Raw genomic sequence first — 25,050 nt, forward strand, 5'->3', positions numbered from 1 at the left:
CTACCGGCGCGGCGCGGCGACCATGTGGGTGCGGTGGCGGTCGGCCACGGTGGCGAGGGTCTGCGCGCCGGGGGTGGCCCAGATCCGCTCGTTGAAGATCTCGACCTCGATCCAGCCGGTGTAGCCCGCGGCCGTGACCTGGTCGGTGAGGGAACGGAAGTCGATGTGGCCGTCGCCGACGTGGCCGCGCCCGAGCAGGACGTCGGCGGGCAGCGGCAGCGTCCAGTCGCACACCTGGTAGGCGGCGATGCGGCCGTCCCGGCCCGCCCGGTCGAGCTGTTCGGGCAGCGCCGGGTCCCACCAGACGTGGTAGCTGTCGACGACCACGCCGACCTGGGCGGCCGGGTGCGGCGCGGCGAGGTCGAGCGCCTGGCCGAGGGTGGAGACCACGGCGCGGTCGGCGCAGAACATCGGATGCAGCGGTTCGATGGCCAGCCGTACGCCGAACTGTCCTGCGTACGGGGCGAGTTCGGCGAGCAGGTCGGCGATCCGGGCGCGCGCGCCGGGCAGGTCACGGCTGCCCTCGGGCAGGCCTCCGGCGACCAGCACCAGGGTGTCGGTGCCGAGTTCGGCGGCCTCCTCGACGGCCCGCCGGTTGTCGTCGAGCGCGGCGCGGCGGCCCTCCGCTCCGGCGGCGGTGAGGAAGCCGCCCCGGCAGAGGCTGCTGACGGTCAGGCCGCTGTCGCGGACCAGCCGGGCGGCGCGGGCCGTTCCGGTCTCGGCGACCTTGTCCCGCCACAGGCCGATCGCCGGGATGCCCGCCTGCGCGCAGCCCCGGACGGCCTCGGGCAGGGACCAGTGCTTGGTGGTGATCTGGTTGAGCGAGAGCCGTTCCAGTCCGGGGGCGGCGGTGCCCCGTTCGGCGGGGTGAGGTGCGGTCACGCCGACCACCCGGCCAGGGCGAGGTAGCGGCGCATCCGGTCGGCCGCGAGCTCGGGGTCGGGGAGTACCCCGGCGGCGTCGGCGAGTCGGAGCAGTTCGACGAGGTGCGGTACGGACCGGCCGCTCTGGGCGCCGGCCACCATGGTGAAGTGCTCCTGGTGGCCGGCCAGGTAGGCGAGGAAGACCACACCGGTCTTGTACTGGTAGGTCGGCGCCGCGAAGAGGTGCCGGGCCAGCGGAAGCGTCGGGCCGAGCAGCGCGTCGTAGCGGGCGGTGTCGCCGGCGTCGAGGGCGTGCAGGGCTGCCGCGGCGTGGCCGGCGATCGGGTCGAAGACACCGAGCAGGGCGTCGCTGTGGCCGAGTTCGTCGCCCTTGATCAGTTCGAGGTAGTGGAAGTCGTCGCCGGTGTAGAGCCGCACCCCGGCGGGCAGGGCGCGGCGCAGCGCGATCTCCCGGTCGGCGTCCAGCAGCGACACCTTGATGCCGTCGATCCGCCCGGGGTGTTCGCGGATGAGGGTGAGGACGGTGTCGGTGGCCGCGTCGAGGTCGGCGGAGCCCCAGTAGCCGGCCAGTGCCGGGTCGAAGGCGGCGCCGAGCCAGTGCAGGATCACCGGCCGGGCGGACTGCCGGATCAGCCCGTCGTAGACGCGGAGGAAGTCCTCCGGGCCACGGGCGCGGGAGTTGAGGGCCCGGCTGGCCATCAGGACGGGCTGCGCGCCGGCCGCCTCGACCACGGCGAGCTGCGCCTCGTAGGCGTCCGCCACCTCGCTCAGGGCAGCGGCTGTGATGTCGCTCAAGGAGCTTGCCGGGTCGGTGAGTTGGTCGGTGCCGACACCGCAGGCGAGCCGGCCGCCGACGGCGCGGGCCGCCGCGCCGGAGCGGGTGATGAGTTCGCGGGTGGCGGCCCAGTCCAGGCCCATGCCGCGCTGGGCGGTGTCCATGGCGTCGGCGACGCCGAGGCCGAGCGACCAGAGGCGGTGGCGGAAGGCGAGGGTGGCGTCCCAGTCCAGGGCGGCCGGGGCGCCGGCGGCGTTGGCGCCGAGCGGGTCGGCGACGACGTGGGCGGCCGCGAAGGCCGTGCGGGAGGCGGGCGGGTGCGCGGGCAGGTCGAGCGGTGCGGGCTCGCGCAGCCGCAGCCGGCCGTGCCCGGGCAGGTCCAGTTCGGCCATCAGAGCACCAGCTCGGGGACGTCGAGGCGGCGGCCCTCGCGCGCCGAGCGCAGGCCGAGTTCGGCGAGTTGGACGCCCTTGGCGCCCTCCAGGAGGTCCCACGGGTAGGCGGAGCCGGTCGCCACGTGGCGCAGGAACAGCTCCCACTGCACCTTGAAGCCGTTGTCGTACTCCTCGTTCGCGGGCACCGGCTGCCACTGGGCGCGGAAGGGGTCGGTGGCCGGGAGGTCCGGGTTCCAGACCGGCCGGGGGGTGGTGGCCCGGTGCTGGACGCGGCACTCGCGCAGCCCGGCGACGGCGCTGCCCTCGGTGCCGTCGACCTGGAACTCGACCAGTTCGTCCCGGTCGACCCGCACCGCCCAGGAGGAGTTGATCTGCGCGACGACGCCGCCGGCCAGCTCGAAGACGCCGTACGCGGCGTCGTCGGCGGTGGCGGGGTAGGCCCGGCCCTGCTCGTCGACGCGGCGGGGGATGTGGGTGGCGGTGTGCGCGTACACCGTGCGGACGGGCCCGAAGAGGTTGTCCAGCACGTAGCGCCAGTGCGGGAACATGTCGAGGATCACGCCGCCGCCGTCCTCGGCGCGGTAGTTCCAGGACGGGCGCTGGGCGCTCTGCCAGTCGCCCTCGAAGACCCAGTAGCCGAACTCGCCTCGCACGGACAGGATCCGGCCGAAGAACCCGCCGTCGACCAGCCGCTTGAGCTTGCGCAGCCCGGGCAGGAACAGCTTGTCCTGGACGACGCCGTTGCGGACGCCGGCCGCCCGGGCGAGGCGGGCCAGCTCCAGGGCGGCGTCGAGGGATTCGGCGGTCGGCTTCTCGGTGTAGACGTGCTTGCCGGCGCCGATCGCGGCGCGCAGGGCGGCCTCCCGGGCGGGGGTCACCTGGGCGTCGAAGTACACCTCGGTGAGCGGGTGGGCGAGCGCCTCGTCGAGCGAGGTGGTCCAGTGCTCCAGGCCGTGGCGTTCGGCCAGGGCGCGCAGCTTGGCCTCGTTGCGGCCGAGCAGGATGGGTTCGGGCCAGAGCACCCGGCCGTCGTCGAGGTCGAGGCCGCCCTGCTCGCGGATGGCGAGGATCGAGCGGACGAGGTGCTGGCGGTGGCCCATGCGGCCGGTGACGCCGTTCAGGACGACGCCGATCACCTTGCGGTCCACGGGTGTTCTCCTTGCAGCTGGTAACGGGGGGGCGGTCAGGCCGTGCGGTGGATGCCTTCGGGGTGGACGGCGTGGGCGAACGGCAGGCCCCGCGCGTAGCGGGCGAGTTCGTCGGCCGCGGCGGCGGCCATCCGGTGCAGCTCGCCGCCGAGCGAGCCGGCCACGTGCGGGGTGAGCAGGACGTTCGGCAGTTCGTACAGCGGTGAGTCGGCGGGCAGGACCTCGGGGACGGTGACGTCGAGGACGGCGTCCAGGCGGCCGGCGACGAGTTCGTCGGTGAGCGCCTGCTGGTCGACCAGCGAGCCGCGGGAGGTGTTGACCAGGGTGGCGCCGTCGCGCATCAGGGCGAGCCTGCGGCGGTCCACCAGGTGATGGGTCTCCGGCAGTTCGGGGGCGTGCACGGTGACCACGTCGGAGGAGGCGCACAGGTCGTCCAGGCCGACGGCCCGGGCACCGAGCGCGGCGGCCTCGGCGGCCTCCACGTACGGGTCGTACAGCAGCAGGTCGAGGTCGTGCGGGCCGAGCAGTTCGAGCACCCGGCGCCCGATCCGGGAGGCGCCGACGATGCCCACTGTGCGCCGGTAGTTCCCGGCGGCGGCGTAGGCGCCCTGCCAGTCGTGCGGGGCGCGCCGGTGCCGGTAGTCCTCGCGGATCGCGAGCAGCCGCTTGTTGGCGAGCAGCACGGCGGCGACGGTGTACTCGGCGACGGGCAGCGCGTTGGCCCAGGCCGCCGAGGTCACCTGGAGGCCGCGCCGCCAACAGGCCTCGGTGACATGGTGCTTGACCGAGCCGGCGGCGTGGATGACGGCGCGCAGCCGGGGCGCGGCGGCCAGCACGGCCTCGTCCAGCGGCGGGCAGCCCCAGCCGCTGATGATGACCTCGGTGCGGGCCAGCGCGGCGGCGGCCTCGGGGGCGGCGAAGTCGTCCACGACCAGGTCGGGGTCGAGGTCGGCGAGGTCGGTGAGCCGCTGGACGGCGTGCCGGTCGAGCAGCCGGGCGGGCAGGGCGCGGTCCATTGCGAGCAGGGCGCGGGGCCTGCGGGCCGGGGCGGCGGGGGAGCGGATGTCGGCTGTGGTGGTGGTCATTTGACGCTTCCTGCGGTCAGGCCGGCCCGCCAGTGGCGTTGCAGGCCGACGAAGGCGGCCACCAGCGGGAGGACGGCGAGCAGCGAGCCGCTGACGACGAGGGGGTAGTACTCGGGGAAGGCGTGGGTCTGGGCGTTCCAGCTGAACAGGCCGAGGCTGACCGGGAAGAGCCGGTTGTCCGAGAGCATCACCAGGGGGAGGAAGAAGTTGTTCCAGATCGCGGTGAACTGGAAGAGGAACACCGTGACGAAGCCGGGCGTCATCATCCGCAGGCCGATCGACCAGAAGGTGCGCAGTTCACCCGCGCCGTCCATCCGGGCCGCCTCCAGCACCTCCCCGGGGACGTAGCCCGCGCAGAACACCCGGGCGAGGTAGACGCCGAAGGGGTTGACCAGGGAGGGCACGAAGACCGCCCAGAAGGTGTTGACCACGCCGAGGTCCGAGGCGAGCAGGTACATCGGCAGGGCCAGCGTGGTGGTGGGCACCAGCACGCCGAGCAGCACCAGGCCGAACAGCTTCTCCTTGCCGGGGAAGGCGTGGACGTGGAACGCGTACCCGGCGCAGACGCAGACCAGGGCGCAGGCCAGGGCGCCGAGCCCGGCGTACAGCAGGGAGTTGAGGTACCAGCGGAAGTAGATGCCGTCCCCGGTGGTGGCCAGCGCGTGCAGGTTGTCGCCGAGGTGCCAGGTGGCGGGGGAGAGGGCGCGCCCGCCGAGCAGGTCGCCGGTGTTCTTGGCGGCGGCGGTCACCAGCCACAGCAGCGGCAGCAGGGTGTAGGCGGTGGCGAGGACGAGGGCGCCGTTGACGGCGGCCTTGGAGAGCGTCCACGGCCGGCGGGGCGGGTGGCTGCGGGCGGCGGAGCGCTGCCGGGGGCGGCGTCCGGGGGCGAGCGTGGTCATCCGGTGGCCTCCGTCCGCCGGTCCGGGCGCGGGCGGGTGGCCCGGGTGACGAGGAAGGACAGCGCGGCGGCGGCGAGCGCGAGCAGCACCGAGGCGGCGGCGGCCAGGCCGTAGTCGCCCCGGTCGAAGGCGGCGGTGTAGGCGTACATGCTGGGCGTCCAGGTGGAGACGACGCCGGGGGAGGCGCCGTGCAGGATCATCGGTTCGGTGAAGAGCTGGAGCGAGCCGATCAGGGTGAACAGGCCGACCAGCACGATCGAGGCGCGGATGAGCGGGATCTTGACGCTGACGGCGGTCCGCAGCGGTCCGGCGCCGTCGACGACGGCCGCTTCGAGGACTTCGCGCGGGACGGCCTGGAGCGCGGCGTAGAAGATGACCATGTTGTAGCCGGTCCACTCCCAGAGCGCGATGTTGACCACGGCGGGCAGTGGCGCGCCGAACGGGTCGGGGTGGGCGCCGCCGGCGTTCAGCACGTCGATGACCGGGCTGATGCCGGGCGTGTACAGGTAGACCCAGATCAGCGCGGCGATGATGCCGGGCACCGCGTGCGGCAGGAACAGCGCCAGCTGGAAGAACCGGCGGGCGCGGGCCAGCGCCGAGTCCAGCAGCAGCGCGAGGAGCAGTGCCAGCCCCGTCATCAGCGGGATGTAGAGCAGGCAGTACTGCGCGGTGGTCCAGAAGCCCGAGCGGAACGCCTGGTCGCCGAGCGCCCGGGCGTAGTTGCCGAGGCCGGTGAAGACTGTCTCGCCGCCGCCGAAGCCGAGCCCGGACCGGTGCTCGGTGTACAGGCTGAGGTGGACGGCGTAGCCGATCGGAACGAGCGTGCAGGCCGTGAACAGGAGCACGAACGGGGCGAGCAGGACGGCCGGGGCCCCGTACCGCCCGCGCCGGCGGGCGCGGGCGGCGACGGCGGGCCCGGGCCCGGGCCCGGTGCGGGGCGGGTGGGCGGTCACTGCTTGACCTTGAGGCCGCGGTTCTTCAGCTCGGCCTGGGTGGACTGCTGCGCGGCGTCGAGGGCCGCCTGCACGGTGCCGCCCTGGGTGAGCTTGCCGAACGCGTCCTTGAGCGCGTTGTTGGTCGCGTTCATCGTCGGGCCCCACTGCCAGTTCGGCTTGATCGACTTCGCGGCGTCCGTGTAGAGCGCGTACACGTCCTGGCCGCCGTAGAAGTCGGCCTTGAAGGCCTCCTCGGCCACCGGGACGAGGGCGGGCGCGGCCGGGAAGGCGGAGGAGGTGCCGGAGGCGATCCGGGCCTTGATGCCCTCCGGCGTGGTGGTCGCCCAGGTGGCGAACTCGACGGCGGCCCCGGCCTTCTTGCTGTCCTTGGAGACGGCGAAGGTGGTGCCGCCGACCATGCCGCTGGCCGGGGTGCCGTCCCAGCTGGGCACCGGGGCGACGGCCCACGTGCCGGCCGCGTCGGGCAGGGTGCCCTTCAGCACCCCGCCGCCCCAGGAGGCGCCGAGGTAGCCGGCGGTCTCGCCCTTCTGCAGCGAGGCCGTCCACGGCTGGCTGAACGAGGGCTGGACGCGGACCAGGTCCTCGGCGATCAGCTGCTGCCAGTAGTCCGCGGTCGGTTTGGTCCCGGCGCCGTTGAGGTCGACGCTCCAGGCGTCGTCGCGGCCGGTGAACCAGTGGGCGCCGGCCTGCCAGGCCATCGCCTCGAAGGTGGCCGGGTCGTCGGGGAAGAAGGTGGCGATCCGGGTGTCCGGCTGGGCCTGCTTCAGTTTCTGCGCGGCGGTGCGGAATTCGTCCCAGGTCTTCGGCGGGGTGAGGCCGGCCCGGTCGAAGAGGTCCTTGCGGTAGTAGAAGGCCTGCGGCGAGGCGTCCAGGGGCAGCGCCCAGGTGCGGCCGCCGAGGGTGGTCAGGTCCATGGTCTGCGGCAGGTACTTCGCCCTGAGCTCGCCGGGGACGAGCTTGGAGATGTCCTGGACGGCGCCCTGGCTGACGAAGTCCGGCAGTTGGGCGTACTCGACGTTGAACACGTCGGGGGCGTTGCCGGCCTTCACCGCGTTGGAGATCTTGGCGTACCCGCCGGCCGTGCCGGAGGGTATCTCCTCGTAGACCACGTTGACGTCGGGGTGGGAGGCGTTGAAGGCGGCGACGACCTCCTTCGTCCCCTTGGACCAGGCCCAGAAGGTCAGCGTGACCGGCTTGCCGTCGTCGGCCTTCGGGGCCCCGCCGCCGCTGCCGGCGCAGGCGGCGAGGAGGACGGTGGACAGCAGGCCGCCGGCGGCCGCGCGGAGGAGTCTGCGCCGGGGGTGGGGGAGGGGGAGCGGGAGTGAGGGCATGCACGACTCCGGGAGAGGGGGGCGCGGCCGGGGGTCAGGGGGGCTGCCGGTGGCCGCGACCGGGCGGGCAAGTGGTCGCCATCCTGGGCGGGCGATCGATCGAAGTCAAGAGATCTGGATCAAATGATCCATTGCGATCAAAAGCCTTGACGAACGATCAACCGCTTTCTAGATTCCCCGCACGGGGCGCGACTCCCGAGCCCCGGGCCATGGAGGACACCGCCGTGCTGCTGCCCCCGGAAGACCACGCCCTCAGCCCCCGCACCGGCTGGACCAGAGCCCACTGGGAGGCCGCCGCCGACGGGCTGCTCGACGCCGTCCTCCCCTGGGCCGGCCCCGGACACGCGCTGATCGACCTCCCCGGCCCCCGGCCGAGCTGGTCCGGCCGCCGCTCCGACGCCCTCGAAGGCTTCGCCCGCACCTTCCTCCTCGCCGCCCTGCGGATCGCCGGCGCCGGCGGCGCCGACCCCCACGGCCTGCTCGACCGCTACGCCGCCGGACTCGACGCCGGCACCCGCCACCCCACCACCGCTCGCGACCTCACCGACGACGACCCGGCGTCCTGGCCCGTCGTCACCGACCGCGGCCAGGCCATGGTCGAGGCCGCCGCCATCGCGTTCGCCCTGCGGCTGACCCGCCCCTGGCTCTGGGACCGCCTCCCCGCCGACGTCCGGACCAGAACTGCCCGGTGGCTCGCCGAGACCCTCCACCGCACGCCCAACGACAACAACTGGTGGCTCTTCCCGCTCGCCGTCGGCGGCTTCCTCGCCGAGGCCGGCATCGAGGAGCACGCCGCCCGCGCCGCCGTCCGGCGCGGACTGGACCGCGTCGACCGCTTCTACCTCGGCGACGGCTGGTACACCGACGGCCGCCCCCGCGCCTTCGACCACTACAACGGCTGGGCCCTGCACCTCTACCCCGTGCTGCACGCCCACCTCGCCGACGACCGCGCCCTGCTCGCCGAGTACGGCCCCCGGCTCGCCGCCCACCTCGCCGACCACGCCCACCTGTTCGGCGGCGACGGCGCGCCGGTGCACCAGGGCCGCTCGCTGATCTACCGGTTCGCCGCCGCCGCCCCGCTCTGGGCCGGCACGCTCACCGGCCACACCCCGCTCACCCCCGGCACCACCCGCCGACTCGCCTCCGGCGCCCTGCGCCACTTCCTCGACCGCGGCGCCACCGGCCCCGACGGCCTGCTCACCCTCGGCTGGTACGGCCCCCACCCCCCGCTCGTCCAGCCCTACTCCGGCCCCTCCTCGCCCTACTGGGCGGCCTCCGGCTTCCTCGGCCTGCTGCTGCCCGCCGGCCACCCCGCCTGGACCGACCGCGAGGAGCCCGCCCCCGCCGAACGCCGCGACACCGTCCGCGCGCTGCCCGGCCCCGGCTGGCTGGTCCAGTCCACCGCGGCCGACGGCCTGGTCCGCCTCCACAACCACGGCAGCGACGACCAGCCCGCCGACCGCGTCCACCCCGACGACCCGTACTACGCGCGGCTCGCCCACTCCACCGCCACCGGCCCCGTCCACACCGGTCCGGCCGACAACCACCTCGCCCTGCTGGTCGACGGCGAACCCACCGAACGCGGCCCGATCACCCCGCTCGCCACCGGCGACGGCTGGGCGGCCTCCACCCACCGCCCCCGGGCCGGCGGACACCCCCTGCCCGGCGTCACCGTCACCTCGCTGACCCTCGCCCACGGCGCCGACGAGGTCCGCGCCCACCTGGTCGTCGGCGCCCCGCCCGGCACCCCGCTGCGCGAGGGCGGCTGGGCCGTCGCCGGAGACCACCTGCCACCCGCCCGGCCCGGCACCGCCGCTGCCTCTGCCACCGCGACCGCCCACACGCTGGACGGCCGGCTGCTGACCAGCGAACTGCGCGCCCTGCACGGCTACGCCGCCGCCCGCACCAGCCCCGTCCCGGACGGCACGGCCTTCGGGTCGGCCGCCGCCCTGCCGGTCCTGACCGGCGCCACCGGCGGGGCCGTCCACCTGCTGGTGTGCGCAGCCCGCCTCACCGCAGCCCGCCTCACCGCCGCCGCAGGCGAGCTCCCGCCGCTAGGTGGCCCGACGGCGGACGTGGCGGCCGCTCCCGACGAGGCCTACCGGCTGCGGGTGCGGTGGGCCGACGGCACCGTCCACGAGGCGGAGCTGTCGCCGGGAGCGGCCTTCGCCCGCCGACTTCCGCCCGGCGACCGAACCTGAGGAGCACCCGTGCCGCTCGCCCTGTCCACCCTCGGCCTGCCCGATCTGCCGCTCGCCGCCGCCGCGCGCCTGGCCGCCGACCACGGCTGGCACGGGCTGGAACTGCGCTGCGCCCCGGGCCAGCCGGTCCACCCCGGCCTGACCGCCGACGGGCGGCGCGCCGCGGTGCGCGCACTGGCGTCCACCGGGACGGTTCCGCTCGCGCTGGCCTCCTACCTCGGCATCGCCGCCCCGGGCGCGGACGCCCCGCTTCTCGCCGACCTCGGCGGTCACCTGGAACTCGCCGCCGACCTGGGTTGCCCGGCCGTCCGGGTCTTCCCGCGCGGCGGTGCCGCGCCCGGCCCGGCGGCGGCCGACGAACGGGCTGATGAGCGTGCCGCCCGGCGGCTGGCCGCCGTCGCCGGCCGCGCGGCCGAGCTCGGCGTCCGGGTCCTGGTCGAGACGCACGACTCGCACCCGACCGGCCGCGACCTCGCCCGGCTGCTCGCCCCCGTCGACCACCCGGCCGTCGGCGCCCTGTGGGACCTCCAGCACACCGTCCTCGGCGGGGAGCCGCCGCAGGCCACCCACCGGGCGCTAGCCGGCCGGCTGGGCCACGTCCAGGTCAAGGACGTCGCCTCGGCCGTCGACCGCACGCCGCTGCCGCTCGGCGCCGGCACCCTGCCGATCGCCGCCTGCCTCGCCCTGCTGCCGGCCGACGCCTGGGTCTGCTGGGAGTACGAGGCGCCGTGGTACCCCGAGGCCGCCCCGCTGGCTCCGCTGCTCGGCGCGGCCGCCGCCTGGCTGGCGGGACTGCGGCGGTAGCGCTCCCCGGCCCGGCCCGTGGGCGGACCGCCCTGCGAAGGTGGCAGCTGGACGGGCCCCCGGCCGGGGGCTGGGGGTTCAGCCGCCGCAGGAGGTGCGGATGCGCAGGGCCGGGAGCAGGGAGATCCGGTGCACCGGCAGATCGGGCCCGGCGGTGAGACGGCGCAGCAGGAGGCCGACGGCGGTCTCGCCGACCGCGCGGGTCGGCGGGGCGACGGCGGTCAGCGGCGGGGCCGCCAGGGCGGCGAACACGTCGTCGTAGGCGATCAGCGCGAGGTCGGCGGGCACCGCGAGGCCGCGGGCGCGGAGCAGCGGGAGCAGCTGGATCGCGTCCTGGTCGTTGTGGATGAGGGCGGCGCGGACGCCGTCGGACACGGCGTCGGCGATCAGCCCGGCGAGCCGGTCGGAGTCGGCGGGGCGGCCGTCGTCACCGAGGGTGTCCAGGACGGGCAGGGCGGCCAGTCCGAGCAACCTGGTGCCGTACTGGTAGCCGGCCCGGACCTCCCGGGCCGTCCAGGAGTCGCCGCGGGCCGCGAGCAGGACCCGGTCGTGGCCGAGGTCGGCGAAGTGGCGCAGCGCGAGGAGGACGCCCTGCCGGTGGTCCGAGCCGACGGAGTCCAGGCCGGCGCCGGGGCCCCCGTACTCGGGGGCGCCGCGTTCGACCAGGACGGCGGGCACCGGCAGGTCGTCCAGCCAGTCGTGGGCCTGCGCGGGCCGGCCCGGCAGGAGGTTGGGCGCGAGCAGCAGCCCGTCGAGGCCGGACTCCAGCAGCCGTTCGGCCTGCGTGCGGTCGTCGCGGGCCTCGTACGGGGCGATGCCGAGGACCAGCCGGGCGCCCGCCGCCGTCGCGGCGGCCCGGGCTCCGTTGATCAGCTCGTCGAAGTACGACCCGACGGAGGGCACGAGCAGCCCGAGGGCGCGGGTCCCGCCCTCGCCGTCCGTCGGCTTCTCCGGTGTGCGCCGTACGACGAATCCGTGTGAGCGCCCCACCCGGCCGGCCTCGGCCAGCGCGGCGACGTCCCGCCGCACGGTCACCGCCGGAATGGCGAGCCGCGCCGCCAGGTCGGCGAGCCGCAGGGGCCCGCTCGCCTCGCCGACGGCCTTGAGGATCAGGTCCCGACGTTCCTCGGCCGAGATGGTCATCGCCTGTCCCCCGTACTGCTCCGAACCGCCGCTGGTTGATCGGACCATATCTTTCGATCGACTTCCGATCAAGTATGACCGTGATGCCGCACCCGGTACCGCACCGGCCTGCCCGCGCGTCCACGGCGACGGCCCGCCCGGCCTGACCTCAGGCGCAGTCCTTCCGCCCGCCCTTCGCACTCGCGGGGAATCCGCCGCGCCCGTGCATGATCGGATTCCAGCCGCGCACTGGCGGAAAGCCACCTTGCCCACCCGTCACGTCGAGTGAGAGCGTCGACACGTTAAGTGTTGATCACCGGCCGTCGCGTTCCCGGCGGCCAACGGCTTGTGAGGTGGCGGGTTTGACGGAGGTTCAGCATCTGGCGCGGGTCTACAGCGACCGCTCCTATGTGCACACCACGACCGTGCGGCACCAGGGCAGCACGGTCGCCTTCGCGATGGACGACCAGCGACGGATCGTCTACACGGTCCTCGACCTGTCGCAGCACGACGAGGCGCGCGGGGAGGCGGATGCGGCGTACTGGTCGGAGAACCCGCTGCCGCTGCCGTTCCCGGCGGAGCTGGCCCGGGTCGGCTACGCGGTGGCCGGTGCGGTGCGGATGCCCGTGGTCAAGCGCGGCGGGCGGGTCGAGGCGGATCCGGCGGAGCGGCTCGGCGACGACGAACTGGACCCGTTCCTGTCCAGCACGGCCAGGCTCGGTGCGGCCGCGCCCTTCCACGTGGTCTCCGACGGCACCCACCTGTACGTGCTGCGCCAGTCGATCCGGGCCGACGACGCGGACGCGGTCTTCCGGCTCGCCGACGGCACCGGCTCCTCGGCCGACCCGACCCGCACCGACTACCTCGCCGGCGGCGGTGCGGGCCGGACGCCGGTGGTCGACGCCACGCTGCTCTGCGACCGGTTCCTGCTGGTCGGCGGCGAGTTGAAGCCGGTGCTGGAGGTCCGCTACCGCCGCAGCCGGCACAAGGGCCGCCCGGACTCCGCGAAGGACAGCCTCGGCACCCGGGACATGGAGGGCCGGGCGTTCATCGAGCCGACCCAGGAGCTCAACTTCGTCCGCAACCTCTCCCGCGGCCGGTTCACCGCCCTGCTGGTGCCCACCGCCGTGCACGGCAGGGAGCGCTGGCAGATCTTCGCGCACAACGACGCCACCGCCCGGATCGACGGCTTCAGCGTCGAGCGCAGCCGCGACGGGCTGTTCAACACCCAGGGCTCGCAGGCCTGGACCAGCCCCGACGAGCGCTACCGCGAGGCCGTCTACGAACCCGCCCCCGGCACCTGCCCGTTCACCGGCCGGCCGCTGGTACCGGCGGTGAGCGAGAGCGGCCACGCCGAGACGGCGCTGCGCTTCGACGGCGTCGACGACGTGGCCGAGCTGCCCGCCAACGCCCTCCAACTCGCCGACGCGGACTTCACCGTGGAGTTCTGGGCCCGGCGCACCGCGACCGGCGGCCAGGAGGACTTCCTGATCGGGCACGGCGCGGCCGCCGGCGCCCGGCTGCGCAGCCTGCACATCGGCTTCCGTTCGGACGACACCTTCGCCTTCGCCTTCTACGCCGACGACCTGAACGTCGGCCGGCGCACCAGCGACACCGACTGGCACCACTGGGCCTGCGTCTTCGTCCGCGCCACCCGCGAGCAGATCGTCTACCGCGACGGCGTCGAACTCGGCCGCCGCACCACCGACATGCCCTACGCCGGTCTCGGCCCGCTGACCCTGGGCCGCGCCCTCGGCTCGTTCGGCCGCGCCGAACTGGACGAGGTCCGGATCTGGAACCGCCCCCGCAGCGGCGACGAGCTGGCCGCCGACCGCGGCCGCCGCCTGATCGGCAACGAGCCCGGCCTGGCCGTCTACTACCGCTTCGACGAGGGCGCCGGCGACACGCTGTACGACCAGACGGACAACGCCCGCAACGCGGCTCTGCGCGGCGGGCCGGCCTGGATCACCTCCGAGGCCCCGATCGGCGACAACCCCGGGGTGCGCCGCGACAGCTTCGCCTTTACCGGGCGCACGGTGGTCTCCGGCCTCTCCGCCGTCCTGCACCACCAGCAGGAGGCCTCCCCGGCCGGGTACGACGGCGCGGCCAAGCCCGTCAAGCGCCAGGCCCGGGTGCTGCTCGCCTGCGCCACCGGCGGGCCCGACCCGGTGACCGGCAAGGCCACCGACGACGCCTACCTCGCCACCCTCGACCTGGGCGTCGGCGGGGACGGCCGGCTGGCCGAGATCCCGGACCGGGTGGCCCTGCCGGTGCTCGCCGCCCCCGACTCCAGCGGCGCCGTGGACGCCGTCGGTGACCTGGACGCCCAGGTGGCCAAGCTCGTCCGGGACGTGGCCAACTCCGAGGCGGAGATCGCCCGCCTCCAGCAGGAGACCGCCGAGGTCCCGGAGTTGGAGCGCCGGCGCGCCGAACTGCGGGCAGGCCAGGACGACGACGTCACCCTCTGGCGCTACCGGCTGCGGTTCAGGCTGCCCAAGGACGGCCGGGACCAGTACCTCGCGGTGGAGAACGACCGCAAGGACGCGACGGCCCCGCTGGTGCGCACCGCCAACCGGACGGCCGCCTCCACACTGTGGACCTTCGAATCCACCGGCACCAACCTCAACGGCGTCCCCTGCTACTTCCTGCGCAACGTCGACTCCGGTCTGGACATGAACCTCTCCGGCGGGAAGACCGACAACGACACCCCGCTGATCCAGTACCGCCGGGAGGCCGACAACGACGCCACCCACTTCGCGCTGGACAGCTGGAACGGCCGAGGCCTGGTGGTCCGCCGCAGCGGCAAGCTGGTCTGCGCCCGGGACAGCCAGGGCGACCGCATCGTGCAGTACGACTACGGGACGGTCAACGCCTCCGGCGAGGGCGTCATCGTGCTGGAGAAGGACGGCGCCTCCGGCAGGCCGGGCGCGAGTGCCGCCCAGCGGAACCAGCAGATCCTGGACATCGACAATCGGCTGCTGACACTGGGCGGAAAGCAGGACGCGCTCGCCCGCCACCGCCGCGACCTGCCGGCCCGGCAGGCCCTGCTGGCAGCCAAGCGCGAGGAGCTGGGCCGGCTCACCGGCGGCGTGCGCGGCTCCGACGACATCGCCCTGCCGATGTCCCAGCTCTCCGTCGACCGCACCGGCCTCAGCAGCTCCGGCGCGCTGCTCGCCTTCGCCCGGGGCAGTGACCGGCCGTTCCTGCTGGACAGCGCCACCGGCAGCCTGGTGCTCTACTTCCGGGGCGCCAACGGCCAGTTCTTCGCCGGCTACTACGACACGCAGGTGCTGCGCTCCTCCCGGCGGCTGACGGCCGGCGGCAAGGCGCTCGCCTTCACCGCCCGCGATGCCGCCACCGACCTGGCCGCGGCGGAGATCACCGTCGAGGTCGGCGACAACCCGGCCCAGGTCAAGCTGACCATCCGCCGGGACGGGCAGAGCGAGCAGTGGTCCCACCTGCCCCGCCGGGCCGAGGACTTCGCCGCCGTGGTCAACGGCGCGGCCGAACAGCCGGTGCCGATCGGCACCGTGCTGCGGATCGACGGCGGCGTGGTGGAGTTCACCGAGGGCACCCTCGCCCGGCTCGCCGGCCCCGGCTTCGTCACCGTCGGCGGCCACGGCTTCCGCTTCGAGGGCGACCACCCCGCCGGCAGCAAGTCGCTGAAGCTGGGCGCGGGCGCGGACCCGACGGTGCTGAAGCCGGGCATGGGCGTGCAGCGGGTGCGCTACGACCAGCGCTGGGCCACCGCCTCCGCGCCCGGTGTGGCGCTCTCGTCCGGCTCCCGGCTGGTCACCGTCGACCCCGGCGGCCTCGCCGAGATCCCGGTCGGCACCGCCGGCGACCTGCTGCGCGGCCACGGCGGACGCTGGCGCGCCGACATGCCCGGCCGCGCCTACGCCTTCGACGGGCAGGGGCGCTTCCTGGCCCTGCCCGCCGAGCAGCTGCCGCGGGCCGCCACCCCCGGTGACCTCACCCTGGAGGCCTGGGTGAACCCCGAGCGGGTCGAGGGCCCGGTGCGGCTGGTGCACGCCAACGCGGGCGACACCCCGTACGGCCTGGGGCTGCTCGGCGGCCCCGCCGCCTCGGCGCTGGCCTACGACGGGGTGAGCGCCGCCGCGGTGGTGCCCGGCGCGTTCGGCTTCGGCGACGGCGACTTCACCGTCGAGTTCTGGGCCCGCCGCACCGCCGTCGACGAGCGCGACCACTTCGTCCTCGGGCACGGCGGCGACCAGGGCCGCAACAACGAGAGCCTGCACATCGGCTTCCGGTCGAACGGCAAGTTCACCTTCGCCTTCTTCGGCGACGACCTGGACACCACCCAGCGGTTCGGCGACACCCAGTGGCACCACTGGGCCTGCGTCTTCGAACGCGGCACCAGCCAGCAGGTGGTCTACCGGGACGGCCAGGAGATCGCCCGCCGCACCGCGAGCGCCCCCTACCGGGGCCAGGGCAGGCTCTCCCTGGCGCAGGTGCCCTTCCAGGCCACCAAGTTCGCCTCCCTACAGATCGACGAAGTCCGGCTCTGGTCCAGCGCGCGCGGCGGCGACGACGTGCGCGCCGCGATGAAGCGCCGGCTCACCGGCGGCGAGACCGGGCTGCTCGGCTACTGGCTCTACTCCGCCCCGGCGGCCGGTGCGCAGCCCGTGCTGGCCGACCGTTCCGGCAACCAGCGGCACGCCGAACTGCGCGGCAAGCCGGGCCCGGTGCCCGCGCCGTCGCCGATCGAGGGCGGCCGCTACTGGGCCGTCGCCACCGTCGGCGATCGCCGGGTGGTCAGCCGGGAGACCTTCCCGCTGAGCGAGTGGAGCCACTTCGCCGCCGCCTACCAGCAGTCCTGGGCCGTCCGGTTGGACGGCGAGGCCTACCTGGAGGTCGCCGACGACGACGCCCTCGACATCGCCGACGACCTGACGCTGGAGGTCTTCGCCCGCCTCGACCGGCTCGGCGAGACCCAGGGCCTGCTCTCGAAGGGCCGCACCGCCGACGGCGCGGGCGGCAGCGTGCCGTACCGCCTGGCGGTGCTGCCCGACGGCAGGCTGGAGTTCGCCTTCGAGGAGCCCGAGGGCCGGGCCGTGCGGTACACCTCCACCGAGGGCGTCAAGGCCGGGGCGTTCCACCGGATCGCGGTGGTCCGCAAGAGCGGGCGCTCGATGCAGGAGCAGAAGGGCACCCGCCAGATCACCGCGGCCGGGGCCGACGGCAAGCCGGTGACCCAGAGCGTCGAGCTGGTCGAGTCGGTGGCGGTCCGCGAGTGGCAGGACATCCGCTTCCACCTGGACGGCCGGGAGATCGGCACGGCCCGCTACGAGGGCCCCGGCCCGCGCGGCAACGACGCGCCGCTGGAGCTGGGCCGGGCCCGCGACGGCTCCGTCGTGCAGCGGCTGACCGGCGTGCTCGCCGAGGTCCGGATCTGGGGCGCCGCCCGCGACGCCGCCCGGCTCGGCACCGCCGTCACCGCCCGCGACCGGGGCCTGATCGCGCACTGGCGGTTCGAGGAGAACGCCGGCGGCACGGCGGCCGACGCCACCGGCTCGCACCCCGCCCGGCTGCGCGGCGCCCGCTGGGTCCGCAACCCCGACCCGCGCGGCAGCGTCTTCCGGCTCTACCGCAACGGCGTCGCCGTGGCCTGCGACCCGGCGGGCACCCCCGGCGCCCCCGACAGCGCGGCCCTCGCCGACGCCGGCGACGCCCAGCTGACCCTGGGCGCGGTGATCAGGGGCGGCAAGGCCGCGGAGTCGTTGAACGGCGTGCTGGAGGAGGTGCGGATCTGGCGCACCGCCCGCACCCACGAGCAGTTGCTCGACAACCTCTTCACCCGGCTCAAGGGCGAGAAGGAGGACCTGGTCGCCTACTGGCCGTTCGACCGCGACTCCACCGAGCCGGACGTCGCCCAGGTCCGCGACGACGGCCTGCGCGGCAACCACCTGCGCCTGGGCGCCGAGGCCACCCGCCCGCGCACCGTCCTGTCCAGCGCGCCGGTCTCCACCGACACCGCGCAGGTCCGCTCGGCGCTGGCCGGCATGCGCACCCCGTTCCACGAGACCGTCTCCGCCGCCCCGGCCGTGGCCGAGTACGCCGACATGCAGTACGGCGTCCGCGGCGAGGCGTTCGGCGTCCTCAAGCGCGCCTACAGCTACCTGCGGGACGGGCGCTGGCACCTGGTCACCGGCTACAAGGTCGGCGAGCTGGTGAGCGAATGGGTCAGCCAGATCCAGTTCGACCCGCAGCTCGTCGGCTACGTGGAGGGCGCCCCGCCGGTCCCCTCGGAGAACCTCACCGCCGGGCTCACCGACCCCGGCAGCGACACCTTCGAGGGCGCCTCCTCCGTCCAACTCACCGAGGCCGAGCAGGTGGTGCGCTCGCTGTCCTCCGCCAAGGAGCGCAGCGTCGACGCCGCCTTCGGGTTCGCCCTGTCCAACGAGGTGGACGTCGACGTCTGGATGATCACCGCCCCGCTCGGCTTCGGCATCGCCAAGGCCATCGCCAAGGGCGGCGTCTCCGCCGGCGTGCGCGGCAACCTGGAGTTCTCCAACAGCTGGGCGGAGGAGACCTCCGTCTCCCAGGGCGAGAACACCGCCCGCACCACCAAGGTCTCCCTCACCGGCCACTGGGAGGACCCGGGCCGCCTGCTCAACCCCGCCACCGGCCGCCGCTACGTCCCGGCCAACACCGGCTTCGCCGTCGTGCAGTCCCAGACCGCCGACGTCTTCGCCCTGCGCCTGGCCCACAGCGGGGCCCTGGTCGCCTACCGCATCCAGCCCAACCCCGACATCCCCAAGGACTGGAACGTCATCCCGTTCCCGATCAACCCCCGCTACACCAAGCAGGGCACCCTCGACGGCACCGTCGGCTTCGACGAGCGCGGAAAGGTCGCCGACCCCGACTACCGGGGCACCCGCGAGCGCGGCGAGTACAGCTACTTCAAGCCCCGCGAGGCGTACGCGCTCAAGCGCCGCATCCAGCGCGACCAGCAGCGCCTGCACAGCTACTACGACACCGTCTCCACCGAGACCCACGCCCCCGACCCCACCGCCCAACGGGCCGGCCGGGTACTCGGCGGCGCGATCGGCACCGACGCCTCGCCGGCCCGCGAGCGGGGGACCACCGACAGCGCCACCGGCCAGGGCTTCTCCCGCCGGGACCTGGTCAACACCTACGTCTGGACCGCCGCCGGAGGGTTCTTCGCCGAGACCACCGAGACCACCGACGTGGTCAGCGAGACGACCTCGGGCTCGTACTCGCTGTCCGGATCGGTCGGCACCTCGGTCGGCACCTCCTTCCAGATCGCCGGCATCGGCATCGGCGCCCAGCTGGACGCCTCCGTCGGCGGCGGGATGACCGCCACCCGCGCCCGGGGTAAGGAGGCCACCCGCTCCTTCGGACTGAACGTGGAGGTCAACCCCGCCACCAACCTCCAGCGCTACGACCAGGACCGCAAGCCCGTCTTCGACCAGGACGGCCAACCCGTCAAGGTGCCCGGCAAGGTGGACGCCTACCGCTTCCTCAGCTTCTACCTCGGCGAGGACAGCGAGCACTTCGAGACCTTCTTCCACAAGGTCGTCGACCCCACCTGGCTCGCGAACGGCAACGACCCCAACGCGGCGGCGCTGCGCCAGGCCCGCCAGTCGGACCGCAAGCCCCCGTGCTGGCGGGTGCTGCACCGGGTCACCTTCGTCAGCCGGGTGCTGCCCGCCGTCCCGCCGGCCGGGGCGCCGCCGCTGGAGAAGGCCATGCGCCAGCTCGACGTGGAGAGCAACTACGAGCTCATCCGCCGCCTCGACCCGTACGTGAAGGGCGCCGCCACCGGCCTGCCCGAACTCGCCGAGGCCACCCGCTCCGCGCTCGCCGCCCAACTGCCGGAGTTGCTCCCGCACGCGGCGGACGTGACCGGCTTCCTCGCGCAGTACTACGGCGTGGACGCCTGAGCACCCAGGTCCGCTCTGTCGGATCACGTCGCGCGCCCGGCGTGATCCGAAAGAGCGGGCCCACCACCGAGGGCTGACCTCACGGCTCAAGGCCTCGCCGACGGCGAGGCCTTGAGCCGTGTTCAGGTCCCGTGCCCGCTCGCGCGCGGCCGTTGGAGCAGCAGGTCGGCCTGGAGCCTGCTGGTCACGCCGAGTTCGGTGTTGATCCGGAGACGATTGGTTGACAACCGCACCCGCAGGAGCCCGGCGCGGCGTCAGTAGTTCGCGGACTCCTCCAGGACCCACCAGGCCCACAGGCTGAACGGGGTGCCGATCCCGCCCACGACGACCGCGATCCACAGCGGCCAGTAGCCGCCGTCGGTGACGGGATCCCGCTGCGGGTGGACGGGATCGATCCGCACGTCGACCCGGTGCCCGTCGGGCCACTGCACGTCCGTGCCCTCGGCGGCGCGGTACTCGTGCCCGTCCGCCGTCCAGAGGAAGGTGCACTCGGTACTGGTGTCACCGCTGTTGTGGCAGCCGGTGACGGTGGCGGACACCCGCAGCGTGGCGTGCAGGTCGCGGTCGTGCTCGTGGAACCAGCCGCTGAGGGAGAAGGCGAAGCAGCCGGCGAAGGTGCAGAGCATCAGGGCGAGCATGGCGCCGTGGAACAGGGCGGCGACGGAGCCGGAGCGCGGGCTCTCGCCCAGGGCCGGCCGCACCGGTGAGGCCAGCGCCGCGAGTGCCGCCGCACCGGCCGCGCCGATCCAGCCGGTGTACCAGGGCGTGGATCCCCACGGCGTGCAGGCCGTCGTCACCGCGCCGACCAGCGTGGTGGCCCAGGCCGCCCGTTGGAGCAGACGCGTGGCGGCGCGCGCCCGGCGGCGCAGCCCGCCGGAGGGGGCAGGAGGAGGGGCGGGGGGTCGCTCGTCCGCGATGGTGGTCACCCGGCCACGCTGGCAGAGGGCCGGGCCGGGCACCAGCAAGCGGCGCTCACCCCCGGCGTTCAGCAGCGCTTACGGTGTCGCGACGGGCGGGTCGGCGGGTGTGTTCGGCTCGCTGGGGTCGACCAGGTGGCCGTTCACGCGCGGCTCACTCTCGGTCAGGCCCTGGGCCGCCAGCCGCTCGCTCGCCGCCAGCAGCGCGCTCTGCAGCGCCTCGGCCGCCGCCCGCACCGCCGGCGGCGCCCCCCACGGTCCGGTGCGGCGCAGCAGGCGCACCAGGTAGGTGCCCGGTACCGGCAGCGTGGTGACGGTGCCGGCGCCCGGGCCGATCAGGGCGGCGGCGTTCGCGGGCAGGATCGCCGCGCCCAGACGGGCGGCGAGCATGGTGTAGACGGCGAAGCGGTAGCGGGCGGTGTGCTCGACCAGGGGCACGATGTCGTGCCGGGCTGCCAGGCGTCGGAAGGCCAGCTGCCGGGGTGAGCCGGCCGGGGCGGCGATCCAGGGGCGGCCGGACAACTGGGCGGGGTCGGTGAGCGGGGGCCAGTCGGAGGGGACGACCAGGCGGTAGGCGTCCTCGAACATGACGCTCGCCTCGACGCCGGGCGGCAGCGGGGTGGGTTCCTGCCGGTCGTCCTCGATGACCAGGACGTCCAGTTCGCCCAGGCGCAGGGCGCGCAGGCCCTCCTGCCGTCCGGTCTCCACCAGGCGGGGGGCCAGGTCGGGGTGGGTGCGGGCGAGCAGGTGGACGGCGGTGGTGGCGAAGAACGTGATGGCGGGCGGCGGCACACCGATGGCGACCGGGCCGGCGGCGGCGGCGCCGAGTGCGCGCAGGTCGCGGGCGGCGTCCTGGAGCGCCTGGCCGATCCGGTCGCCGTAGCCCGCCAACAGGCGGCCGGCGGCGGTCAGTTCGGCCCGTCCACCGGTGCGGTCCACCAGGGGGACGCCGACCTCGCGTTCCAGCCGGCCCAGTTGCTGGGACACCGCGGAGGGGGTGTGGCCCAGCGCGCGCGAGGCGCCCGCCACGCTGCCGGCGTCGGCGATCTGGCGCAGGATCAGCAGCCTCTTCGGGTCGAGTTCCACCACTGTGCCGCCCTTTCGCCGCGCCCGGGGTCGAGGACGCCCATCCTGGCAGAGGCCGGACGCGGCGGCGGCGGCCGGGCGGCGGGCCTGCCGGTCGGTTTGAGGGCGAAGCCGTTCGCCGGGCACCTCTCCTCGCCCTTCCCGAAGGGCAGGCAGGCGCGCCGCTGCCCGTCGGCCGGCCGCTCCCGGCGCGAGGGGCGGGACTCCAGCGGGTCGTCCCACACGCCGCGTGCGCAAACAGTCACCGGCGTGCAGCCGGAACCATCCGATCGAAGCCGGGTGCTGGCTCGCGGCCGACGAATCGTCGGGAAAGCGCTGCTGCGGCCGCCATGCGAGGTCCGGGCCTGGCGGAGAGTAGCCTGGACATCACCGAAGGCACCTCGCATGCCGGGCAAGACAACTGGCGTCGTCTCCGGCGAACGACGATGCCGGATCCGGCCCGAGGCCGGGTCCGGGGACAGGTCTTCGATCATGACCACGACCCTCGATCGCGCGATGGCGCCCACCGCCCCGGTACCCGCAGCACGGCTCTCCCGGGTGCCCGAGGGCACCCGGCCCGGTCGGCTGGACGGCGCCTGGTGGCCCCGCTCGCGTGACCTTCTCCTCGAACTCCCTTCCCTCGCCGCAGCGTTGGACGGTCCGTGGGGGCGGGTCACCCGGGCCACCGTGAACCCCGCGCAGTGGCCGACCGTCCCGCACCGGGCCCCGGTCGCCGGGCACACCGTCCACGTGGGCTGGTTCACCGTCGAGCAGGACGAGCACCTGATCGTGGTCTGCTCGTACGCCCCGCTGCGGCTGAACCTGCTGGTCGTACCGCCGGAGACGGACGCCGTCACCGCCGAGCGGCTGATGGCCCGGGCGGCCGACCCCGCCGACAGCCGGACCGCGAGCGAACTGCTCGCCTCGGAGCCGGCCCGCGGCGCGGCCGGACCGGAACCCGGTACCGACGTCCTGCCCTCGGCGGTCGTGCCCGCCACCGGCGCGGGCGAGGCCGGCCGGCGGGCGGACGTCGCCCGAAGCCGCGCCGCCTCCTGGCCCGCCGGCGCGTAGCGGTCCGGGTGCGGACACGCTGGACAGTCCTCAGACGTGGAACGGGACGGTGGTGACGACGATCTTCGGCAGTGGGCGGAGCGCCCTGCGCAGGCGGGGGGCGAGTCGGTTGTGCAGGAGGCGGTGGCGCCGGTGCCGTACGACGATCTCCGGGAGGACGACGGTCAGGGTGAGGTCCGGGCGCTGGTCGTGCAGGGCCTCGATGTAGTTGACCAGGGGCGCGACGATCGTGCGGTAGGGGGAGAGGAGGATCTTCAGGGGCAGGTGGTCGCCCCACAGGTTCCAGTACGCGCGGAAGCGCTGGGCCTCCTCCTCGCTGGCGCTGATGTGCAGGGCGAGGACGGGCTGGCGGAGCGAGGCGGCGTAGGCGAGGGCGCGCATGCCGGCCAGGTCCAGTGCGGCGATCGGCACGATCAGCAGCGGGTGGATCTCCTCGGGAGTCTCCTCGCTCTCCGCCTCGCGCTCACACTCCGCTTCCGCCTCTGCGGAGGGCGCGGGCGCGCCGTCCCGTGGGCGCGGGCGGGTGAGGGCGCGGCCGGGGACCTCGACGGCGTGCGGGTGCAGGGCGAGCGCCGCGGCGACCTGCTCGTAGTGGTGCCGGATCCTGGTGGCCACCAGGATGAACAGGCCCACCACGAGCGCGGCGAACCAGGCGCCCGAGGTGAACTTGGTGATCGCGGCGGTGACGAGCACGGTCGCCGAGAGCAGCGCGCCGACGGCGTTGAAGATCAGGCTCTTGCGCCAGTGGCGGTCGCGCAGGCGCCACCAGTGCACGACCATGCCGGTCTGCGACAGCGTGAAGGCGAGGAAGACGCCGACCGCGTACAGCGGGATCAGCGGCGCCGTCATGCCGTCGAACGCCGCGTAGATCGCGGCCGCGGCGACCGAGAGCACGACGATGCCGTTGCTGAAGGCCAGCCGGTCGCCCAGCCGTAGGAAGATCCGCGGCGCCTGGTTGTCGCGTGCCAGGAGGTAGAGGACGCGGGGGAAGTCGTTGTAGGCGGTGTTGGCCGCCAGGAGCAGGATCGCGGCCGTGGCGGCCTGGGTGAAGACGTAGCCGAAGCCCGGGCCGAAGGCGCGGTGGGCGAGCTGCGACAGCACCGTCTCCTGGGCGTCGGGGACGACGCCGTCGAGGTGGACCAGCGCGACCGTGCCGGCGAAGAGCACGATCAGCAGGCCGACCATCCAGGTCAGGGTGGTACGGGCGTTGCGCCACTCGGTGGGCTGGAAGGCCGGGACGGCGTTGGAGATCGCCTCGATGCCGGTCATCGCCGTCGAGCCGGAGGCGAAGGCGCGCAGGACCAGGAGCACGCCGACCCCCTCGGTCGCGGTCGACTGCGGAGCCGCGGTGGGCTGGAAGCCGTGGCCGGCCGCGTCGTACAGGCCGAAGGCGATGAGGGCGAGGACGGCGAGGACGAAGGCGTAGGTCGGTGCGGCGAACAGGGCGCCCGCCTGCCGTACGCCGCGCAGGTTCCCGGCGAGCAGCACGCCGATCACGGCGAGGCCGATCGGCACGGCGTCGCCCCGCAGCGAGGGGATCGCCGAGGTGACGGCCTCCATGCCGGAGGCGATCGAGACCGCGACCGTGAGGATGTAGTCGGTCATCAGACCGGCGGCCGCCGCCAGCCCGGGGAGGCGGCCGAGGTTCGCGGTGGCGACGATGTACGAGCCGCCGCCGTGCGGGTAGGCGCGGATCGTCTGACGGTAGGACACCCCGACCGCCAGCATCAGGAACGCGATCGTCGCGGCGATGGGCACCGAGTAGCGCAGACCGGCGGTGCCGGCCAGGACCAGGACGGCCAGCATCGCCTCGGGCCCGTAGGCGACGGACGAGAGCGCGTCGGCGGAGAGCACCGGCAGCGCCACCAGCTTGCGCATCCGCTCGTGCGCGATCGCGGTACTGCGCAGCGGGGCCCCGAGCAGCACGTGCCTGACCCCGGCGCCCGCCCGGCCGAGTCGGGAGGTCCGGGTGTCCTCGCCGCCCGCCTCGACGGGCGACGGCTGCCCGCCGACCGTGGCCACCCGCACGAAGCGGCCGAAGCGCACCGGCCGGATCTCGGAGGAGGCCGGAAAGCGGCCGAGCTCCGGGTCCACCGGCAGTGCCCGGCGCCACGCCTGCGGATCCCCGGCCGCCCGGCCCCATTCCCGGCCCACCCGGCGCAGGACCCCGACCTGCTCCCGGTCGAGGGCCGGCAGCGGGGCGTCGGGACTGGGCGCACCGCCCGCCCCCGCGCCACCGTCGTCATTCTTCGCATTCGACACAACACACAGTGTTACGCATCGCGGCTCCCGGTGACGCGGGGCCGGCCCCGGGCCGTCGAGCAGGGCCGCCCCTCCCCGCGCAGGCGTCCGCCGGCGCCCGTTCGCGCCCGTTCGGCCCCGGTGCGGTCGGAGTACCGTGGGAGGGCGGGGCGGCCCAGTTGCTGGAACCGAAAGGCCGGCCCCGTTCAGCGGGCCCGATCCGCGCCC

General features: G+C 74.7%; 15 protein-coding genes. 4 read left to right on the forward strand and 11 right to left on the reverse strand.

Annotated features, from left to right (window positions below):
- The 7 genes from AB0P03_RS22775 to AB0P03_RS22805 all read right to left on the reverse strand — a co-directional run bounded on the left by AB0P03_RS22775 (position 1) and on the right by AB0P03_RS22805 (position 7,473).
- Positions 1-882 (reverse strand): sugar phosphate isomerase/epimerase family protein, encoded by an 882-nt coding sequence (locus AB0P03_RS22775; protein ID WP_363630497.1) that lies wholly within the window; start codon positions 880-882, stop codon positions 1-3.
- On the reverse strand, positions 879-2,051 hold the full coding sequence (locus AB0P03_RS22780) for a dihydrodipicolinate synthase family protein (RefSeq protein ID WP_363630499.1): 1,173 nt from the start codon (positions 2,049-2,051) through the stop codon (positions 879-881). Before AB0P03_RS22780 ends, AB0P03_RS22775 begins: the two co-directional genes overlap by 4 nt.
- Positions 2,051-3,202: a Gfo/Idh/MocA family oxidoreductase gene (locus AB0P03_RS22785; RefSeq protein WP_363586472.1), complete on the reverse strand. Its 1,152-nt coding sequence runs from the start codon at positions 3,200-3,202 to the stop codon at positions 2,051-2,053. The genes AB0P03_RS22780 and AB0P03_RS22785 overlap by 1 nt, the downstream gene beginning before the upstream one ends.
- A 35-nt stretch (positions 3,203-3,237) precedes the next feature.
- Positions 3,238-4,218 carry a hydroxyacid dehydrogenase gene (locus tag AB0P03_RS22790; protein WP_363586497.1) on the reverse strand — a complete coding sequence of 327 codons (981 nt, stop codon included), beginning with the start codon at positions 4,216-4,218 and terminating at the stop codon, positions 3,238-3,240.
- A 65-nt stretch (positions 4,219-4,283) separates the two neighbouring features.
- A complete protein-coding gene (locus AB0P03_RS22795; RefSeq protein ID WP_363586471.1) occupies positions 4,284-5,186 on the reverse strand; it encodes a carbohydrate ABC transporter permease in 903 nt (300 codons plus the stop codon).
- A complete protein-coding gene (locus tag AB0P03_RS22800; RefSeq protein WP_363586496.1) occupies positions 5,183-6,046 on the reverse strand; it encodes a sugar ABC transporter permease in 864 nt (287 codons plus the stop codon). The genes AB0P03_RS22795 and AB0P03_RS22800 overlap by 4 nt, the downstream gene beginning before the upstream one ends.
- An 89-nt stretch (positions 6,047-6,135) precedes the next feature.
- Positions 6,136-7,473, reverse strand: coding sequence for a sugar ABC transporter substrate-binding protein (locus tag AB0P03_RS22805; protein WP_363630501.1), 1,338 nt, complete (start codon positions 7,471-7,473; stop codon positions 6,136-6,138).
- Between the two features lie 209 nt (positions 7,474-7,682).
- Between AB0P03_RS22805 and AB0P03_RS22810 the strand changes: the two genes are divergently transcribed.
- On the forward strand, positions 7,683-9,674 hold the full coding sequence (locus AB0P03_RS22810) for a DUF2264 domain-containing protein (RefSeq protein ID WP_363630503.1): 1,992 nt from the start codon (positions 7,683-7,685) through the stop codon (positions 9,672-9,674).
- A 9-nt stretch (positions 9,675-9,683) separates the two neighbouring features.
- On the forward strand, positions 9,684-10,478 hold the full coding sequence (locus AB0P03_RS22815) for a TIM barrel protein (RefSeq protein ID WP_363630504.1): 795 nt from the start codon (positions 9,684-9,686) through the stop codon (positions 10,476-10,478).
- A gap of 78 nt (positions 10,479-10,556) precedes the next feature.
- Here AB0P03_RS22815 and AB0P03_RS22820 read toward each other — a convergent pair whose 3' ends face one another.
- Complete coding sequence (locus AB0P03_RS22820) at positions 10,557-11,621, reverse strand: substrate-binding domain-containing protein (protein ID WP_363630506.1); 1,065 nt, start codon at positions 11,619-11,621, stop codon at positions 10,557-10,559.
- Between the two features lie 341 nt (positions 11,622-11,962).
- Here AB0P03_RS22820 and AB0P03_RS22825 point away from each other — a divergent pair, with 341 nt between their 5' ends.
- The gene (locus tag AB0P03_RS22825; protein WP_363630508.1) at positions 11,963-19,528 is read left to right on the forward strand and encodes a LamG-like jellyroll fold domain-containing protein; all 7,566 of its coding nucleotides are present in this window, start codon (positions 11,963-11,965) and stop codon (positions 19,526-19,528) included.
- 254 nt (positions 19,529-19,782) lie between these two features.
- Here the strand turns inward: AB0P03_RS22825 and AB0P03_RS22830 are convergent, their stop codons facing one another.
- Both AB0P03_RS22830 and AB0P03_RS22835 read right to left on the reverse strand, forming a co-directional pair.
- Entirely contained in the window at positions 19,783-20,454 is a 672-nt protein-coding gene (locus AB0P03_RS22830; protein ID WP_363586465.1) for a DUF3592 domain-containing protein, read from the reverse strand.
- Between the two features lie 69 nt (positions 20,455-20,523).
- A complete protein-coding gene (locus AB0P03_RS22835; RefSeq protein WP_363630510.1) occupies positions 20,524-21,531 on the reverse strand; it encodes a LysR family transcriptional regulator in 1,008 nt (335 codons plus the stop codon).
- A gap of 471 nt (positions 21,532-22,002) precedes the next feature.
- Between AB0P03_RS22835 and AB0P03_RS22840 the strand changes: the two genes are divergently transcribed.
- Complete coding sequence (locus tag AB0P03_RS22840; RefSeq protein ID WP_363630512.1) at positions 22,003-22,581, forward strand: DUF5994 family protein; 579 nt, start codon at positions 22,003-22,005, stop codon at positions 22,579-22,581.
- Positions 22,582-22,611: 30 nt separating this feature from the next.
- Here the strand turns inward: AB0P03_RS22840 and AB0P03_RS22845 are convergent, their stop codons facing one another.
- Positions 22,612-24,459 (reverse strand): APC family permease, encoded by a 1,848-nt coding sequence (locus AB0P03_RS22845; RefSeq protein WP_363630552.1) that lies wholly within the window; start codon positions 24,457-24,459, stop codon positions 22,612-22,614.
- Positions 24,460-25,050 lie beyond the last annotated feature (591 nt).

This window comes from Kitasatospora sp. NPDC088779 (genome assembly GCF_040685395.1).
Lineage (GTDB): Bacteria > Actinomycetota > Actinomycetes > Streptomycetales > Streptomycetaceae > Kitasatospora.

What these genes read in the sequence shown, in the direction of transcription:
- AB0P03_RS22845 (WP_363630552.1), bottom strand. Translation starts at nt 24,459, where the DNA reads ATGCGCAAGCTGGTGGCGCTGCCGGTGCTCTCCGCCGACGCGCTCTCG.
- AB0P03_RS22795 (WP_363586471.1), bottom strand. Translation starts at nt 5,186, where the DNA reads ATGACCACGCTCGCCCCCGGACGCCGCCCCCGGCAGCGCTCCGCCGCC.
- AB0P03_RS22810 (WP_363630503.1), top strand. Translation starts at nt 7,683, where the DNA reads ATGGAGGACACCGCCGTGCTGCTGCCCCCGGAAGACCACGCCCTCAGC.
- AB0P03_RS22780 (WP_363630499.1), bottom strand. Translation starts at nt 2,051, where the DNA reads ATGGCCGAACTGGACCTGCCCGGGCACGGCCGGCTGCGGCTGCGCGAG.
- AB0P03_RS22840 (WP_363630512.1), top strand. Translation starts at nt 22,003, where the DNA reads ATGACCACGACCCTCGATCGCGCGATGGCGCCCACCGCCCCGGTACCC.
- AB0P03_RS22790 (WP_363586497.1), bottom strand. Translation starts at nt 4,218, where the DNA reads ATGGACCGCGCCCTGCCCGCCCGGCTGCTCGACCGGCACGCCGTCCAG.
- AB0P03_RS22805 (WP_363630501.1), bottom strand. Translation starts at nt 7,473, where the DNA reads ATGCCCTCACTCCCGCTCCCCCTCCCCCACCCCCGGCGCAGACTCCTC.
- AB0P03_RS22820 (WP_363630506.1), bottom strand. Translation starts at nt 11,621, where the DNA reads ATGACCATCTCGGCCGAGGAACGTCGGGACCTGATCCTCAAGGCCGTC.